Origin of the sequence: Chryseobacterium sp. AG363, assembly GCF_003610675.1 — a bacterium.
GTDB lineage: Bacteria > Bacteroidota > Bacteroidia > Flavobacteriales > Weeksellaceae > Chryseobacterium > Chryseobacterium cucumeris.
Window position 1 is genome coordinate 277337 of sequence record NZ_RAQF01000005.1, and the last position, 14864, is coordinate 292200.

17 protein-coding genes are annotated in these 14864 nt (G+C 37.7%); 7 read left to right on the top strand and 10 right to left on the bottom strand.

Annotation, left to right across the window (positions count from 1 at the left end; all coding sequences use genetic code 11):
• From DEU39_RS19675 to DEU39_RS19685, 3 genes are all read right to left on the bottom strand, one after another.
• The gene (locus DEU39_RS19675; protein ID WP_120233092.1) at nt 1-873 is read right to left on the bottom strand and encodes an ABC transporter ATP-binding protein; all 873 of its coding nucleotides are present in this window, start codon (nt 871-873) and stop codon (nt 1-3) included.
• Nucleotides 874-1060: 187 nt separating this feature from the next.
• Nucleotides 1061-1264, bottom strand: coding sequence for a helix-turn-helix domain-containing protein (locus DEU39_RS19680; protein ID WP_002980904.1), 204 nt, complete (start codon nt 1262-1264; stop codon nt 1061-1063).
• Nucleotide 1265: 1 nt separating this feature from the next.
• Nucleotides 1266-1781, bottom strand: coding sequence for a DUF2975 domain-containing protein (locus tag DEU39_RS19685; RefSeq protein WP_120233093.1), 516 nt, complete (start codon nt 1779-1781; stop codon nt 1266-1268).
• Between the two features lie 334 nt (nt 1782-2115).
• On the opposite strand from DEU39_RS19685, the gene DEU39_RS19690 reads away from it, so the two are divergent.
• Nucleotides 2116-2457 carry a TfoX/Sxy family protein gene (locus tag DEU39_RS19690; RefSeq protein ID WP_120233180.1) on the top strand — a complete coding sequence of 114 codons (342 nt, stop codon included), beginning with the start codon at nt 2116-2118 and terminating at the stop codon, nt 2455-2457.
• A 171-nt stretch (nt 2458-2628) separates the two neighbouring features.
• On the opposite strand, the gene DEU39_RS19695 is transcribed toward DEU39_RS19690, so the two are convergent.
• From DEU39_RS19695 to DEU39_RS19705, 3 genes are read right to left on the bottom strand one after another with little or no spacing between them, the layout of a single operon-like run.
• A complete protein-coding gene (locus DEU39_RS19695; protein ID WP_120233094.1) occupies nt 2629-3696 on the bottom strand; it encodes a DNA polymerase beta superfamily protein in 1068 nt (355 codons plus the stop codon).
• Nucleotides 3697-3715: 19 nt separating this feature from the next.
• Complete coding sequence (locus tag DEU39_RS19700) at nt 3716-4348, bottom strand: hypothetical protein (RefSeq protein WP_120233095.1); 633 nt, start codon at nt 4346-4348, stop codon at nt 3716-3718.
• 6 nt (nt 4349-4354) lie between these two features.
• Nucleotides 4355-5104 carry a DNA polymerase beta superfamily protein gene (locus DEU39_RS19705; RefSeq protein WP_120233096.1) on the bottom strand — a complete coding sequence of 250 codons (750 nt, stop codon included), beginning with the start codon at nt 5102-5104 and terminating at the stop codon, nt 4355-4357.
• A gap of 451 nt (nt 5105-5555) precedes the next feature.
• Between DEU39_RS19705 and cobT the strand changes: the two genes are divergently transcribed.
• From cobT to DEU39_RS19720, 3 genes are read left to right on the top strand one after another with little or no spacing between them, the layout of a single operon-like run.
• Nucleotides 5556-6560, top strand: coding sequence for a nicotinate-nucleotide--dimethylbenzimidazole phosphoribosyltransferase (cobT, locus tag DEU39_RS19710; protein ID WP_120233097.1), 1005 nt, complete (start codon nt 5556-5558; stop codon nt 6558-6560).
• Complete coding sequence (locus DEU39_RS19715; RefSeq protein ID WP_120233098.1) at nt 6561-7343, top strand: adenosylcobinamide-GDP ribazoletransferase; 783 nt, start codon at nt 6561-6563, stop codon at nt 7341-7343.
• On the top strand, nt 7328-7882 hold the full coding sequence (locus DEU39_RS19720) for a histidine phosphatase family protein (RefSeq protein WP_120233099.1): 555 nt from the start codon (nt 7328-7330) through the stop codon (nt 7880-7882). The genes DEU39_RS19715 and DEU39_RS19720 overlap by 16 nt, the downstream gene beginning before the upstream one ends.
• Before the next feature lie 260 nt (nt 7883-8142).
• On the opposite strand, the gene DEU39_RS19725 is transcribed toward DEU39_RS19720, so the two are convergent.
• Together DEU39_RS19725 and DEU39_RS24850 are read right to left on the bottom strand one after the other, a co-directional pair.
• Nucleotides 8143-9897 carry a hypothetical protein gene (locus DEU39_RS19725; protein WP_120233100.1) on the bottom strand — a complete coding sequence of 585 codons (1755 nt, stop codon included), beginning with the start codon at nt 9895-9897 and terminating at the stop codon, nt 8143-8145.
• 274 nt (nt 9898-10171) lie between these two features.
• Nucleotides 10172-10972: an RtcB family protein gene (locus tag DEU39_RS24850; RefSeq protein WP_394360852.1), complete on the bottom strand. Its 801-nt coding sequence runs from the start codon at nt 10970-10972 to the stop codon at nt 10172-10174.
• A gap of 739 nt (nt 10973-11711) precedes the next feature.
• Here DEU39_RS24850 and DEU39_RS19735 point away from each other — a divergent pair.
• The 3 genes from DEU39_RS19735 to DEU39_RS24515 all read left to right on the top strand — a co-directional run bounded on the left by DEU39_RS19735 (nt 11712) and on the right by DEU39_RS24515 (nt 13381).
• Complete coding sequence (locus DEU39_RS19735) at nt 11712-12047, top strand: HopJ type III effector protein (protein WP_120233102.1); 336 nt, start codon at nt 11712-11714, stop codon at nt 12045-12047.
• A gap of 70 nt (nt 12048-12117) precedes the next feature.
• Nucleotides 12118-13137, top strand: a complete 1020-nt coding sequence (locus DEU39_RS19740; protein ID WP_120233103.1) for a helix-turn-helix transcriptional regulator — start codon at nt 12118-12120, stop codon at nt 13135-13137.
• A 106-nt stretch (nt 13138-13243) separates the two neighbouring features.
• Nucleotides 13244-13381 (top strand): hypothetical protein, encoded by a 138-nt coding sequence (locus tag DEU39_RS24515; RefSeq protein ID WP_167348772.1) that lies wholly within the window; start codon nt 13244-13246, stop codon nt 13379-13381.
• An 86-nt stretch (nt 13382-13467) separates the two neighbouring features.
• Here the strand turns inward: DEU39_RS24515 and DEU39_RS24230 are convergent, their stop codons facing one another.
• Both DEU39_RS24230 and DEU39_RS19745 read right to left on the bottom strand, forming a co-directional pair.
• A complete protein-coding gene (locus tag DEU39_RS24230; RefSeq protein WP_147367629.1) occupies nt 13468-13647 on the bottom strand; it encodes a hypothetical protein in 180 nt (59 codons plus the stop codon).
• A gap of 20 nt (nt 13648-13667) precedes the next feature.
• Entirely contained in the window at nt 13668-14852 is a 1185-nt protein-coding gene (locus DEU39_RS19745) for a DUF1501 domain-containing protein (RefSeq protein ID WP_120233181.1), read from the bottom strand.
• Nucleotides 14853-14864: the final 12 nt, after the last annotated feature.

Sequence of the window (14864 nt, forward strand, 5' to 3'; positions counted from 1 at the left end):
TTAAGGTTTTTGGGTGAGTGTATGGAAGTAAACGTGCTCCAGCAAAGGGGTTACAGGGCTGAAATCTTTCGGAGATTCTTCAGAAAATACAGTGATGTGGAGTTCTCTTTCCAGAAGCTGCCTGCTGATGATTTCATAATTGGAATGATAACTTTCCAGTTCGTTTTTGTCGATAGATTTGGACCAGATTCTGTTGTCAAGCTCTGCAATGAGTGTTCCGGGGTTTCCTTTTCGGAGGATTTGCCCATGATTCATCACTACCATTTCTGAGCAAAGGTTTCTGACATCTTCAACGAGATGGGTAGACAGAATGACGATAACCTCCTGGCTGATATCATTGAGCAGCGTATTGAAACGGTTACGTTCCTCAGGATCTAATCCTGCAGTAGGTTCATCTACAATGATGATCTTCGGATCTCCTAATAAGGCCTGAGCAACACCGAATCGCTGTTTCATTCCCCCAGAAAAGGTATGAACTTCTTTTCTAGCAAAATCAGAAAGGTTGACTTTTTCCAGCAGACCCAGAATCTGGTTTTTACGTTGGTTTTTATCATTAATGCCTTTCAGAATGGCAATGTGTTCTAGCAGATCATAGGCTGAAACTTTGGGATATACTCCGAAATCCTGTGGGAGAAATCCGAGATTCTGTTTAATATAATCAGGGTTTTTGGCGATGTCCACTCCGTTGAAAAGTATTGTTCCGGAGGTCGGTTTCTGAAGTCCGACAATGGTTTTCATCAAAGAAGATTTTCCGGCTCCGTTGGGACCAAGAAGCCCGAACATACCTTTTTTGATGTCGAGTGAAATGTCTTTAATAGCCTGAAATCCATTTTTGTAGGTAAGGCTAAGGTTGTTGATGGATAATGTATTCATAACGTTGTGTTTGGGGAATAGAAGGACAGGCGGCCTTTCGGCAGCTGGTTTAGAAGTTAATGGCTGGAAGCTAGAGGCTGGAGGCTAGAAGCTAGAGGTTAGAGGTTAGAAGTTAGAAGAGAATTTTTTACACTTCCACTCTAAAACACTTCAAATCAAACCCCGCAGCTCACAACCCGAATCCCGTCTACTCTTTAAATTCAAGAATATCTCCCGGCTGGCATTCCAGGATTTTACAGATGGCTTCCAAAGTATCGAAGCGGACACCTTTGGCTTTGCCGGTTTTCAGGATAGAGAGGTTCACGGGTGTGATACCCAGTTTTTCTGCCAATTCTTTACTCTGCATTTTTCGTTTGGCAAGCATCACATCTAAGTTGACTATAATTGGCATTTTAAATAAATAGGTCTTGTTCGTTTTGCAAATGTAGTCCTTGCTTAAAGATATTCGCAAGAAACAGGCAGAAAATTCCAAGCATAAAGTGAATAAACACCAGCCCCCATATGATACTTTCTACTTCCACAAAGAAACTCGCGATAATAACCAGAGGAAGCGGAATAAAAATATTGTACAGGTAAAATCTCTTAAGCTGAATGATATTTTCCTGAGTAAACAGTTTCTGTTGGAAAAACACTTTGAAAACCCTGGCAGATAACCAGAAAAAGATTCCATAAGTGATAAGCACCAACATAAAGGAAAAGATCATATAAGGATAATTGTTTTCGATATTCAGAAACGGTTGTTCTGTAAACGGATAATTGATGTGAAGGAACTGGCCTTCTTTATAAGGCGTGACCGCAAATCCGCTCATCAGACAGAATAAGGAATACCCAAAAGTGACTAAATATCCGGCCGAAAGTAAGGCGCAGATATATAATAAAATTCTTGCAATAATTTTGGTCTGGTTCATGGTATGAATTGTAATTACTATTGCAAATGTATAATTAATTATCGTAAAACAATAATTTATTTAAATGAAATTTTAATTTTTGAATTTTGAATTCATCAATAATACTAAAAAATAAAGCGTTAATCACAGTTTTTTATTAATTTTAATAAGAGTAAAGTTGATCAACTTATCCCTTTTAATACCCGAGCTTAATGATTAACAAAGGTTTTCTTATTGATACCCTTCGACAGGCTCAGGGTGGCAACTGGAATACCAGCCGAAATTTTGAAGCGTTTTCAGGCTGAGCTTGTCGAAGCCATTATTATTAAAAGGGATAAATCAAAAAATTGAAATCATGGCTTACAGTACAGAACTTGCCGACCGCGTACGTGAACGGCTTTCGATGGAAAATAATATAGAGGTCGAAGAAAAGAAAATGTTCAGCGGACTGTCTTTTCTGGTGAACGGAAAGATGTGCATCAACATCAGTCATGATAATCTGATGTGCCGCTACCATCCCGAACTGCAAGATGAGGTTTCCGAAAAGAAAGGCTTTCTCCCAATGATCATGAAAGGGAAACAGTTAAATGGCTATTGCTACGTAGAACCCATCGGTTTTCAAAAAGCAGATGATTTTGAATACTGGATTAAAATATGTCTTAATTATAATCCATTGGCGAAGGCGGCGAAGAAGTGAGTTTTGGGTTGGAAGGTTGGAGAGTGGGAGCGTTTGAGGGTATGAGAGTGTGGTGGAGAGTTTCGGGATTCGGGATTCGGTTTTGGAGAGTGTTTTAGGGTAGGTGAGTGAGAGAGTGGGAGCGTTGGATTTCAACAGTCCCACCATTCATAACTCATCATTTATAATTCATCATTCATTATTATTGTACAGTTTTTCTCTGATCTGAATCAATATTTTTGTTGTTTTCTCAAAATCCGGTTGGTTGGGTAGAGTGGAAGTGGAATAATGATTTTCTATAGATTCTATCAGACTTTCGGCCTTTTCCATAGCACTTTCATATGACTGGTTGCCACTTTTGATATCTAACAGTTCATCACGGTCTTCCACACGGATCGTTAGTGAACCGGTTTTAAAAATCTGTTCGCAGGACTGCAGCAGCCGGATGGTGTGCATCATGTTTTTGCTGTCGTAATTCTGCCCGTGAGTCTGATTGACATTATAACGGTCTTCATTACGTTCAGCAACCCATTTCCAATATTCCCTGTAATCTTTGCAGTACACAGAATACGCATCCAGATTGCAAAACAGGTATGCAACCGGTTTTTCATCTTTAGGAACAGAGGATACGGAAACCTGATTAGCTTCTCCATTCTGAATAATTCCTTTATATCCCAATGTTCCCGATTCATCATAAAATAAAGCGAACATTCCCTTGGTATGATCAATGTTTATCAATCCGCATTTTTCCTGTGAGAGACCATCCTCATCCAGCCATTTTTTCAATGGGACAGAACCTTGTCCATCCAGAATAAAGCAAAAATCCAGGATTGATTTTCTTTCTTTATCAATAGGATTGACAATCTTTTTATTGAGACCTTTTGCCTTTTTAATCTGTGAAACCGCATAGCCTGCAAAAGTGTCTTTGCATAGTTTGCATAGGAAATCCTCCGTTTTCAGCAGATCCATCAGCGGATGTTTGTACAGAATACAATCCTCAGGACTTGCCAGAATTTCCAGAATATTAGGATTGTTTTTCTGAAGCAGTTCTACAAATCTTCCGATTTCATAATACGTAAGATCATTCGTCTCATTGGAAACCTGCGGAATATAGTTCAGTCCAAAGAAATCTTCCTTCGGCAGATAATATACCCCGCGGATATCCGTATCAGAATTCTCCGTTGCCAGCCCGAAAGCTCTACTTCCGGAAATGGCTTCGAAGAGGAGGAGGTTTTTGTTTTTTAGGTCTTGGATGGTCATATTAGCTAATTACAGTTTTTTAGATTAATTTGTTTGATTCTAGCTTTTTAATTAAAAAACTACGTTCTTTTTCTGAAATACTATCAAAAATGATCGTGTAACCTCCAGGGTATAATCTGGCGTGGACAAGATTCGAAATATTTTTCCAAAGAGAATGATAACGGTCCGAACATTCAGTAATGAAATCATAATCTGCAAGACCTTTTGAAATTAAACTGATATTCTTAGTATAATATCCTATGGCTGGAAGGTGTTTGTAATCTTGATACTCCTCAAAAAAAGCTTGTTGCTCTATAAAAGTTTCAAAAAATTCAAAATAAAAGATATAATCATTGCTGATATTATCTTTTATGGCAATTCTTCCATCTTCCGAAATACAAAGTCCATTGCAAATAGGGAACAGAACTTGCTCTTCACATAGAAAAGTCTTGATTGTCTTATGTTCTTTTACATTAGCAGGATTGAAAATGTGTATGATATTATCATTTATGATAAGACCAGAATACATTTCTTGAAACCTAAGGATCTCAGAGTAATTTTTGATGGAATACAAGGATAAGTAATTTTCTATCTCCTTTTTATCAATATAAAACTCCTCTTTTCGTTTTTTTCTTTTTAAAAAACTAAGAGCTCTTTCAGATAGTTGTTTCATAAGTTATTATAATTGTAATATCTCCCTAAAAACCCTCTCCATCTCCCCTTTATCCGCCTTTCCTCCTGATAAACTTTTCGATTTCTCTTCATTTTCAGCGATTGTTTTCTCCAGAAAATCAAACAGTTCCCAATCATTCGAATGGTAGTAAGATTCTCCTTTGGTTGCTTTTAAGGTGATAAGATCTTCTATTTTTCTTTTGGTGGCTTCATCCGTTAAAACAAGCAGGTCATTGAACAGTACAGGAGGAACCGTTCCTTTTTCTATGATCCATTTTCCTGTTAATGTGGTTCGTAAACAATAAAAGTAACTTTTTAATTTTACTTCATCATATCTGCAGGCTTCCAGATATTTCTTGCTCATACTCAGATAATGGTAAGAAACTGCAACCGGAGAAAAGCAGGCATCTGCCAAAGGTTTAAAGAGTTCTACAAACCTTTCATCCGCTTTATATACGATAGTAGAATAGAACCAGCTCAGTAAAGCCGCATTCGACTTCAGTAAGAGATGAAACGTCTTTCGCAGATCCCAGCCGGAACCATCCAGATCATCTTCTGTCATAAATTCTATCGTTTCATCCTTATCCCAGGGAGAAAGATACCAATCTTTGTCGTGACGGTATATAAAACGTATATCATAATCACTGTCAGGAGACGCAAAACCCCAGGCTCTGCTCCCTGATTCTACAGCAAGAAGGACTTCTACGCCCCGTGTTGCTTCTATTTCTTTTATTTTTTCAAGTATTTTCGGTGTCATTGGTATTGATTGATGGCGCAAAGTAAAGGGGGAAGTGCGCAATGTACTCGCGTAGCTTTTTTAAGTTTCGAGGTGCGGGTTTCGTGGGGATGGAGTTTAGGGTTTGAGTGTGTGAGAGTTTGAGAGTTTGAGAGTTTGAGAGTTGCGGGGTTCGGTTTGTGAGTAAGTGAATATTGCAGGCTAAAATTTTTCTGACTTTTGAAAATTGGGCGTTAAAAAAATAAATTGTGTGAACGTTAAGAAAATTCTCCTGTCTGAGTGCGACGAATATATTGATACAAAAAAGTAATAATGAATTCGCACGAGTTTAGAATTTTTAGAGAACACATTTTATTTTAGCTCAATTTTCAAGGTCTTGACCTTTTGTTTCTTTTGTGTCAAGACAAAAGAAAAAGACTCATTGAATTTTACTAATATTGCACTTTTCCATTTAACGTAACTATAAACATCCATGTTATCATCAGAATTACAGCATAAAATTGATTTTAAAACAAAACCGTTAGGCGCATTAGGACATCTTGAACATATTGCCCACAAAATCGGAATGGTTCAGAAAACCACTTCTCCGCAGTTGCTCAACCCTCATATGGTAGTTTTTGCGGCCGATCATGGGATTGCTGCTGCAGGCGTAAGTGCCTATCCACAGGAGGTCACCTATCAGATGGTGATGAACTTCCTTGGCGGAGGTGCTGCCATTAATGTTTTTTGCAGACAGAATGGTATCAACATTAAAATTGTAGATGCAGGAGTGAATTTTGATTTCCCGGAAGGGCTGAATCTCATTGATAAAAAAGTCAGAAAATCCAGCCGTAATATTCTGGAAGAACCTGCCATGACTTTCGAAGAATATCAGCAGGCACTTAAAAATGGAAAGTCTGTGGTGAATGATATTGCTAAAAAAGGCTGCAATATCATTGGCTTTGGAGAAATGGGAATCGGGAATACTTCCGCCTCTTCTTTGATGATGAGCAAGCTCTTTGATATTCCTATTATCCATTGTATCGGACGTGGAACGGGACTGAATGATCATCAGCTTGACAATAAGATCAGTATTTTAAAAGAAGCTGTTGAAAAATACCCGGCTGAAATGACTGAGGATGAGATTGCCCAGACTTTTGGCGGATTGGAAATTGCCCAGATGATTGGAGCCATAGAAGAAGCTTATCACCACAATATTCTGATTATGGTAGATGGTTTTATCGCAACAGTTGCGGTAGCCACGGTCTGGAAAAAGAATCCTGAAGTATTGAATAACTGTATCTTCTGCCATGTAAGCAATGAAAATGCCCATCCTCAGCTGTTGGGATTAATGAGAGAACAGGCCATTCTCAATCTGAATCTGCGCCTTGGTGAAGGAACAGGCTGTGCATTGGCTTATCCGATTATTCAAAGTGCCGTTAATTTTCTGAATGAAATGTCAAGTTTCGAAGATGCAGATGTATCAAATAAAAACTAAATGAAAGCTATAAAAAATGAACTGATTTACTTTGCAACGGCACTCATGTTTTTCACGAGAATTCCAGTTCCGTTTACCATTCCGTACTCCAGCGAGATTATGAATAAATCTCAGAAATATTTTGCCTGGGTAGGCTTGATTGTAGGGCTCATCAACGCTTTGGTTCTTTATCTTTCTACACTGCTTTTTAATCTTGAAATCGGGATTGTTTTAATGATGATTTCCAATGTTTTGCTGACCGGAGCTTTTCATGAAGATGGCTTCACAGACATGTGCGACAGTTTCGGAGGCGGATATGGAAAGGAAAAAATCCTGACGATTATGAAAGACAGCCGGGTAGGAGCATATGGTACAATAGGGATCATTTTGCTTTTTGCTTTAAAATTTTATAGTATTCAAACCTTAGGAATGAGTAATCCGGTGGGAGTTTTACTCATTGTTATTTTAGGGCATACAGTAAGCCGTTTTATTGCAGGAACGATGATCTATACTCACCAGTATGTTACGGATATCGATGTCAGTAAGTCAAAGCCTCTGGCCAATAAACCATTGGATGGAATGGCTTTGCTGGTAAGTTTCATCAGTGTTTTAGCCACTTTTGCCCTGTTTCCGGACTGGCGTTTGATTTTTGCTTTTGCGCTCGCTTATTTAGGAAAAATATATATGGGCTGGTATTTTAAAAAACATATCGGAGGGTATACAGGTGATTGTCTGGGATCGGTACAGCAGGTTTGTGAAGTTTTATTTTATTTAGGAACAATCATCGTATGGAAATTCATCTGATCCGTCATACTGCTGTGGACAATCCTGAAAACCTGTGTTATGGTTTTGCTGAAATGCCTTTACGGAAAGAGCGTATCGAAGATTTTAAATTGTTGGATATTGACAGTCATTATGATGTAATTGTTTCAAGTCCTTCTGAGCGATGCCGTATTTTGGCTGATTATTTTAAATTTGAATACCAAACAGATGAAAGACTTCGCGAAATGAATTTCGGGAACTGGGAATTAAAAAAATGGACGGATATTCCAGAAGAAGAAATCAATCCGTGGTACAAAGATTTTGTCAGTGTAAAAGCCTCGGGTGGTGAAAATCTTCTCGAAATGCAAACCCGCGTTCTCAGCTTCTGGAATGAATTCATTCAGAGAAAAGATCTGAAAAAAGCACTTATAGTTACGCATGCCGGAGCTATTCGTCTGATCCTTCAGGCGGTACTTCAGTTCCCATTGGAGAATATGTTTACTATTCAGATTGATTATGGAAGGAAAGTGATCATTCATGTGAATGAAGGAGTTTTTTCTGTGAAAAAGGTGAATGTATAATTACCATAAAGGCTTTTATTCAATAGGAACGGACTTTAGTCCGTTTGGTAAAGATTAGTTTGTAGGCCGAATTCCTGTAAAAAACATACACAGAAATAGTACAATCCCGACCATTCTCCCAACTGAAGACGTGAAAATTCCCCTCCCTCGGAGGGGTGGCGAAAATTCAAAGAATTTTTGACGGGGTGGTTCTCAACGTTTACCCAACCAAACCGCCATAAAAAAACGCCACCCGATACCATCAGATGACGTCATAGAATTTATTTAAAAATTCTGATAAAACTATCTTTTTCCAGGCTTTCCAGTGAGAAATCAAAATCAGCTTCCGCTTTTTCTGTCGTAATCTCACCACCAAGCTCTTTGATAAGCTCATTGAAAGACATCGCTTCATACCATTGCTGGTATAATGCATTTGTTGCCATTGCAGAAATCTGGCTATTTCCTGAAACATGCGAATGTCCGGCTCCGAAATTCAACAGTACGAAACATTGCTTTTCATTCTTCGCTACAAGCATTCCTAGAATCATTTGCTTCTGAACAGAATTACATCTGGCTTCAGCAAAGAGGTGATTAGGATTCATCATATAATCGTAGGAAATATTATCCCCTTTTCCGATCACAATTTTATATCCGCAGTTCGCATCTCCACTGAAAACGTTGTTCATAACAAGGGTTGGTTCACAAAGGCCTTTATTGGCATAAAGATATTCAACAGCGCCATTAGGAGCAGAAGTCATATCTCCGGAGTACATCAACTGTCCGTTACCATGGTTATAAGCGGCATTCCAACCAATTTTTCCTGCGATGTTCAATCCGGAAAGATCAAGGTCATTGGCACCCCACTGATCTTCCCAATAAATACCTACAGCCAGTCTATCCGCATAAAAACGGGTTCCGGTAGGAATATTTCCAACAAACATCTTTTCAGAAGTTGGCAACCCGAATTCTACATTCTCAGGGAAATAGAATTTCTTTCCGGATAGGTTTTCATACTTCAGTTTCAAAAAGTCCAGAATGAAATCATAATTGAACTGATTCACGTAAGTTTCCTTACCTTTTTTAGTCCATGATTTTCCGTTTCGGATTCTGTAGACAAAGGTATCCTGACCATACATTCTGGAGTAACATGCTGATAATGCTTTGAATAATGCAAACGGTGTCGCATTTTCCAGCCAGTGCCAATCGCTGTTTTCCAATAGAGTATTTGTAGCGTCATTCAATGGGTTTGAAATCAATGGTTTATGATGAACCTTAGATAACTTTGATATTTTGTTGATCGCTTTGGGCGCTCTGTTTTTATAAGCCAGAAATAACGGCTTGAATCTGTTGAAAATTTCCGCCATTTTTTCCAATCCAAAACTTTCAAACAAATATGTTGGATTAAAATTACTCTGCTTGATTAAATTAATCAAATCATCATTTTTGATTAAAAGCGTAGTGTTCGTCGTTTTATAAATAACATAACGGAAAAACTCAACGGGATTTTCAGGATAGATATCATATAGATCAGCAATTTTTATAACCGCTTCTTTATTTCTGATGTTTTCTTTTCCGGTAAAATCATATTCCAGCTCCGTATGTAAAATAGAAAGCAAATCATCAATGGTTTCTTCTTTTAAAGCAATTCCTGATCTTAAAAGAGCAAGACATTTTTCCTGCATTTCTTCTACAGAGTAGGCTTTGATTACTTTAAAAACCAGCTTCATATCAGGAATATTCAAAATTTCATTGGGAATATAGATTTCACTTTGAAAATCGCTTCCATAGGTTGAAATATAATGAGTGATCTGTTCAAAAAATAAATCAATTCTGGAAGTGTTCTTTATTTTCTCCCAGGATTTATGAAAGGTTTTATTCAATTCATTACCATTCAGCTTTTCCTTTGCATAATAAGAAATGATCTCATTTTTTGCCCATAGAGCATCCGGTTCAATGATGAAACCATCATTAGAAATAAATGGCTTTTCATCAGATTTTCTGGCCAGTACAGCATTGAATAATTGTAGTGTTTTCATTGTTTTAAGTTTAAAAAATAAGTGAGGAGTAGATTCATTAAAAGTGAAAGGTATAGGAACTCCTTTTACCTATAGTTTATAAAAAGCGGGGAGTATTTTTCCAAAAAATATAGGAACTCCGTTTGCCTTGTAATTTGTAAAAAGGCGGAAAGTAAATCTGGAAATATAGGAACTTTCTTTGCCTTGAATTTTTTAGTGCTTTGAAATTTGGTTTATTGTTTTTATTCAACCTAACGGGTTTAGAAACCCGTTAGGTTTGAACATACTATTAAAATTATGCTTTTCTGAATTTCTTTTTTTTCTTCCATGGAGCATTCTTCTGAACATCTCCGGCCATAATACATCCGTAAGGCATCACTTCATCCAGAACTTCACAAAGTCCGTATTCTTCTATCTGTGCTCTTACATTCTTCGCACTTTTATAAGCGCTTGGAAGTTCAGAAATATCAATCTCATTAGAGTAGAAACGGATATCCAATCCTGCTGTTTCCTCATTGAAGATTTCCTCGGTCGTTTTATGAGCTAAAGATTTTTTATGCTGGCTTCTGCTGAAATTTCTTCCTGCTCCGTGCGGTGCAAAACCTAAGTTTCTTTCATTCGTTTTTCCCTGAACAATCAATACCGGTTCGGCCATATTCAACGGAATCAGTCTAGGTCCGGTGATATCAGGCATGAATTTATCATCCAGCGGAGTAGCTCCTTTCGCGTGATAGAACAGGTCTCCATCTTTGAAAACGAAGTTATGTTCGTTCCAATATCTGTTTTCCTTCTCCGTTTCCAGCTTATTCAGCACGGCATCATGAAGGGAAGTATGGTTTTCTTTTGTCCATTGTCTTATTAATTGAAGTGCTTTCCAATACGATTTACCTTCATCTGTATCATAAGGAATCCATGCATTTTCTCTTAAAGTTTCAGGAGAGATTTCCTGTCTGAAACGGTTGGCAACCTTCATTCCTTTATCATATAAAGCAGCACCCGGAGCTCTTGATCCGTGATGGGTTACCATCATGGTATTTCCAGTATTTTTGGAAATTCCGACAAAAAGGAAGTGGTTTCCGTCTCCCTGAGTTCCCATATGAGAACGGGCAATGCTGATCAGTTTTTCATCCTGTAAGAATTCATTTTCTCTGAAAGCATCCATCAGTTCCTGAGACATCGGTATCTGTTCCCCTCTTGCTCTTCCTCCGTATCCGAAATGAGTGACAGAATGTGCTGCATCCAAAACCTCTTTAGGATTTGTTTTTCCAAAATCCGTCAACATCACAGAACAACAGATATCCGCACTATGGAATCCCGGGTGAATAGCATTTTTTGCCACGACCACACCTCCGACGGGAATCTGACCTTCAGGACCTGTAGGGCAGGCGTCCGGCATTAAAGCTCCGCCAATCAGAGTGGGAGTTTTCATCAGAACTTTCATGGTTTTGATTACTTTTTCCACATTATCATTCTCACTTTCGTGCTCTGCACGTATATTGATTATAAAATCTTTAGCTGTTTCATGAAGCGGAATAAGATCTGGCTGTTTGAACTGTACCAGATATTCTGCGATCTGATGTTCATCCAACTTATTCTCGTTGATATAGGTAATGGCATCTTTAAACCATTTTGCCGGTCTATATCCTAATTCGATTAAATGATTTCCATTAAATTCCATTTTGTTTCATTTTGATGATGCAAAGTAATATCATTATTGCGCAATAGTTTTGCGTAGATAAAGAAATTTTAATTATTTTTACAAAAATTAATTAAAAAGACGAAAAAGCCCAGTGGCAGACTCGTAAAAATAGTATAAAATTAAAAAAACAAGGCTCATGGTATTATTAGAACAATTAAAACATTTCCCGGAAACGATTCAGTTTAATGATGTGATCGCTCATATTGATGAACATTATGAATTTACTCCTACTGCCTTTCAAAACGGAGATACAACCAATCAGGCCGGACAGAACAATGGTTCGTGCAAGGTTTTCAGCTTTGCAAGTATTCAGGATCTGACGAAAGAACAAACCCTTTGGCTTTTTGGTGAGTTCTACAGAGAAGATGTTTTGAAAAATCCTGAAGGAACTGACCACCAAAATATCCGAAACTTTATGAAATTCGGCTGGGAAGGGATTACTTTTGACGAAAATGCTTTGAGAGAGAAATAATTTTCAGGAAAAGAGCAGAAATAAAAGCAGATTGCTATTAAAAAAAACACCAATCATTAAACACTAAGGTATGTCATCCAATAAAAATGCTCTGATCCGGTATAAAACATTAGATAAATGTCTTAAAAACAAATACAGAAAGTATACGCTGGAGGATCTTATTGATGAATGTTCAGAAGCATTGTTTGAATTTGAGGGAAAAGAATCTTATGTAAGTAAGAGGACTGTTCAGCTTGATCTTCAGAATATGCGGAGTGAAAAATTCGGATATGAAGCCCCTATTGAAGTTTACGAAAGAAAATACTATCGTTACAGTGATCCGGAATACAGTATTCATAATATTTCTGTGAATGAAAGTGATCTGAAGGCGATGAATAATGCGGTTCAGATTTTAAAACAGTTCAAGGATTTTTCCATGTTCAAGGAGATGAATGGGGTTATTCAGAAACTTGAAGATTCTATTCATGCCACCAGCCAGAAATCCATTATCCATCTGGATAAAAATGAACAGTTGAAAGGATTGGAACATATTGATATTCTGTACGAAAGTATTGCTAATAAAAAAGTGTTGAAGATCCTTTACAAAAGTTTTACGGCAAGGGAATCCAATATCTTTACAGTACATCCGCAGCTGTTGAAAGAGTTCAACAACCGTTGGTTTTTGATCTGTCTTTACAAACAAAAAATGTACAATCTGGCACTGGACAGAATGGAAAGTATCGAAACAGATGATAGTCTTCTCTATATTGACAAGGATCTGGATGGAGATGAATATTTTAAAGATATTGTAGGAGTAACTGTTGCAGAGTCAATGGACCCCAGAAATGTGGTCTTTTGGGTAGATTCGGGAAATGCTCCCTATGTGAAAACAAAACCACTGCATAAAAGTCAGGAGATCCTAAAGGAAGACCGTGACGGCACGCTGTTTAAAATATGTGTGCAGATCAATTTTGAGCTGGAAAGACTCTTGCTTGGGTTCGGAGACTCTCTGATTGTACATAAGCCCAAAAAACTACGGTTGAAAATGGAGGAAAAGTTCAGGGCAGGCAGTAAAAATTATCAGAATCTGATTGTTCCTGAGGAAAACTAAATTAATTTAAATGTACCATTCACAGGGCTTTGTTGAAGATAATTTATTTTCATAATTTATCTTGGCTTGGAAATTGTAGTATTAACTTAACAATACCAAATTAATTATGAAATCAAGAATATTTAAAGCATTAATTGCAATTATAGCACCGCTGGCGATAGAGTATATCGTAAAAAAAATATCTGAGAAGATAGATAAAAAACAAGAAGAGAAAGAGAACGAAAAAAAGCAGATTACGGCTTAAACGTAAAAGTAGTTTAAATTTGAAATTATTGAAAAGAGACTGTCATAACAAGGTACAGTCTCTTTTTTTGTTGTTAATGGATCTTTTTAATGAGTGCTGAAAACCACTCCGTCAAAAATTCTTTGAATTTTCGCCACCCGTCCGATGGAGTGGAATTCTCGCGTTTTCAGCTGAGGTATGGGGCAGGATTGTGATTTTGGAAAAAGAAGGCTGGATTCCCACGGAATGACAACCTGTGTGGATAGATCACCATTCACTTGTGTCATTCCGCAGAATCTCGGTTTCCTTACACAAAGTCATAGATCCCGTCTTTCCATCCCAATAATTTGGAAGAGTCCGCTTTAAGCCAGTTTTTCAGGATTGTTGCATATACTTTTCTGAAATCCTCTTTATAAATAAGATCACCATCATTCAGATTCTGCAGATCAGGAAGTGTATTTAACAGTCCTTTTTTCTTAAGGTTTCCGCTGATAAAGAACATTTGATTGGCAGTTCCGTGATCGGTTCCGTTGCTGGCATTCTGTGCCACACGACGGCCAAACTCTGAGAATGTCATCAACAGTATATTTTTGAAGAGCCCATTACTTTTCATATCTGCAACAAATGATTTTACCGACTCGTTGATATCATCAAATAACTTTTTTTGTCTGTCATTCTGATTGACATGCGTATCAAAACTTCCTACAGAAAGATAGTACACCTGAGTATTGATGTCTGATTTTATCAAAGAAGCAACCGTTTTAAAATCTTTTCCTAACTGGGAATTGGGGTAAACCTGCTCTGTTTTTTTAGCTTTGCTTTTTTCAAAAATATAATCAGCATTGTTGATGGTAGAGCCTAAAGTCTGATAGAGATAAGACACCGTTTCATCATCATGATGATGGTCGTAGAGAGATTTAAAATACTTTTCCTGACTGGTTTGATACAGTCTTTTAGGATCTTTAAAGGCAAAAGCTTTGTTATTTTCACCTTTTAGGGCTAGACTAAGCATATCATCTACTTCCAGTGCCTGCGTAGGATGATCACAGCGATAACATTCTTCATCCAGAAAACGTCCCAGCCAGCCAGTCTCCAGAAACTGATCGCTTCTGCTTGCCGATTGCCAGATATCCATGCTTCGGAAATGGGATTTATCCGGGTTGGGATATCCTACGTTATTCATCACAGACAGCTCTCCGTTATCAAAAAGTTCTTTAAAATAGGAGAGTGACGGATTAATTCCAGCCTCATCTGTAAGCGGTATAGAGTCATGAATAGCCAATGTCTTCCTTTCCCTGAAATAAATATCGTTTTTGGCCGGAATAATGGTATTCAAACCATCATTTCCTCCCGTAAACTGAAGGACTACCAGAATGTTCTGACCAGGATTCAGCGCTTCATCCTGCGTCATCGCTTTTAAGAAATTAGGCATCAGCATAGAAGCAGTAGCCAGTGAGCTTATTTTGAGGAATTCTCTTCTTTTGATTAGCATAATTTTGTTTTT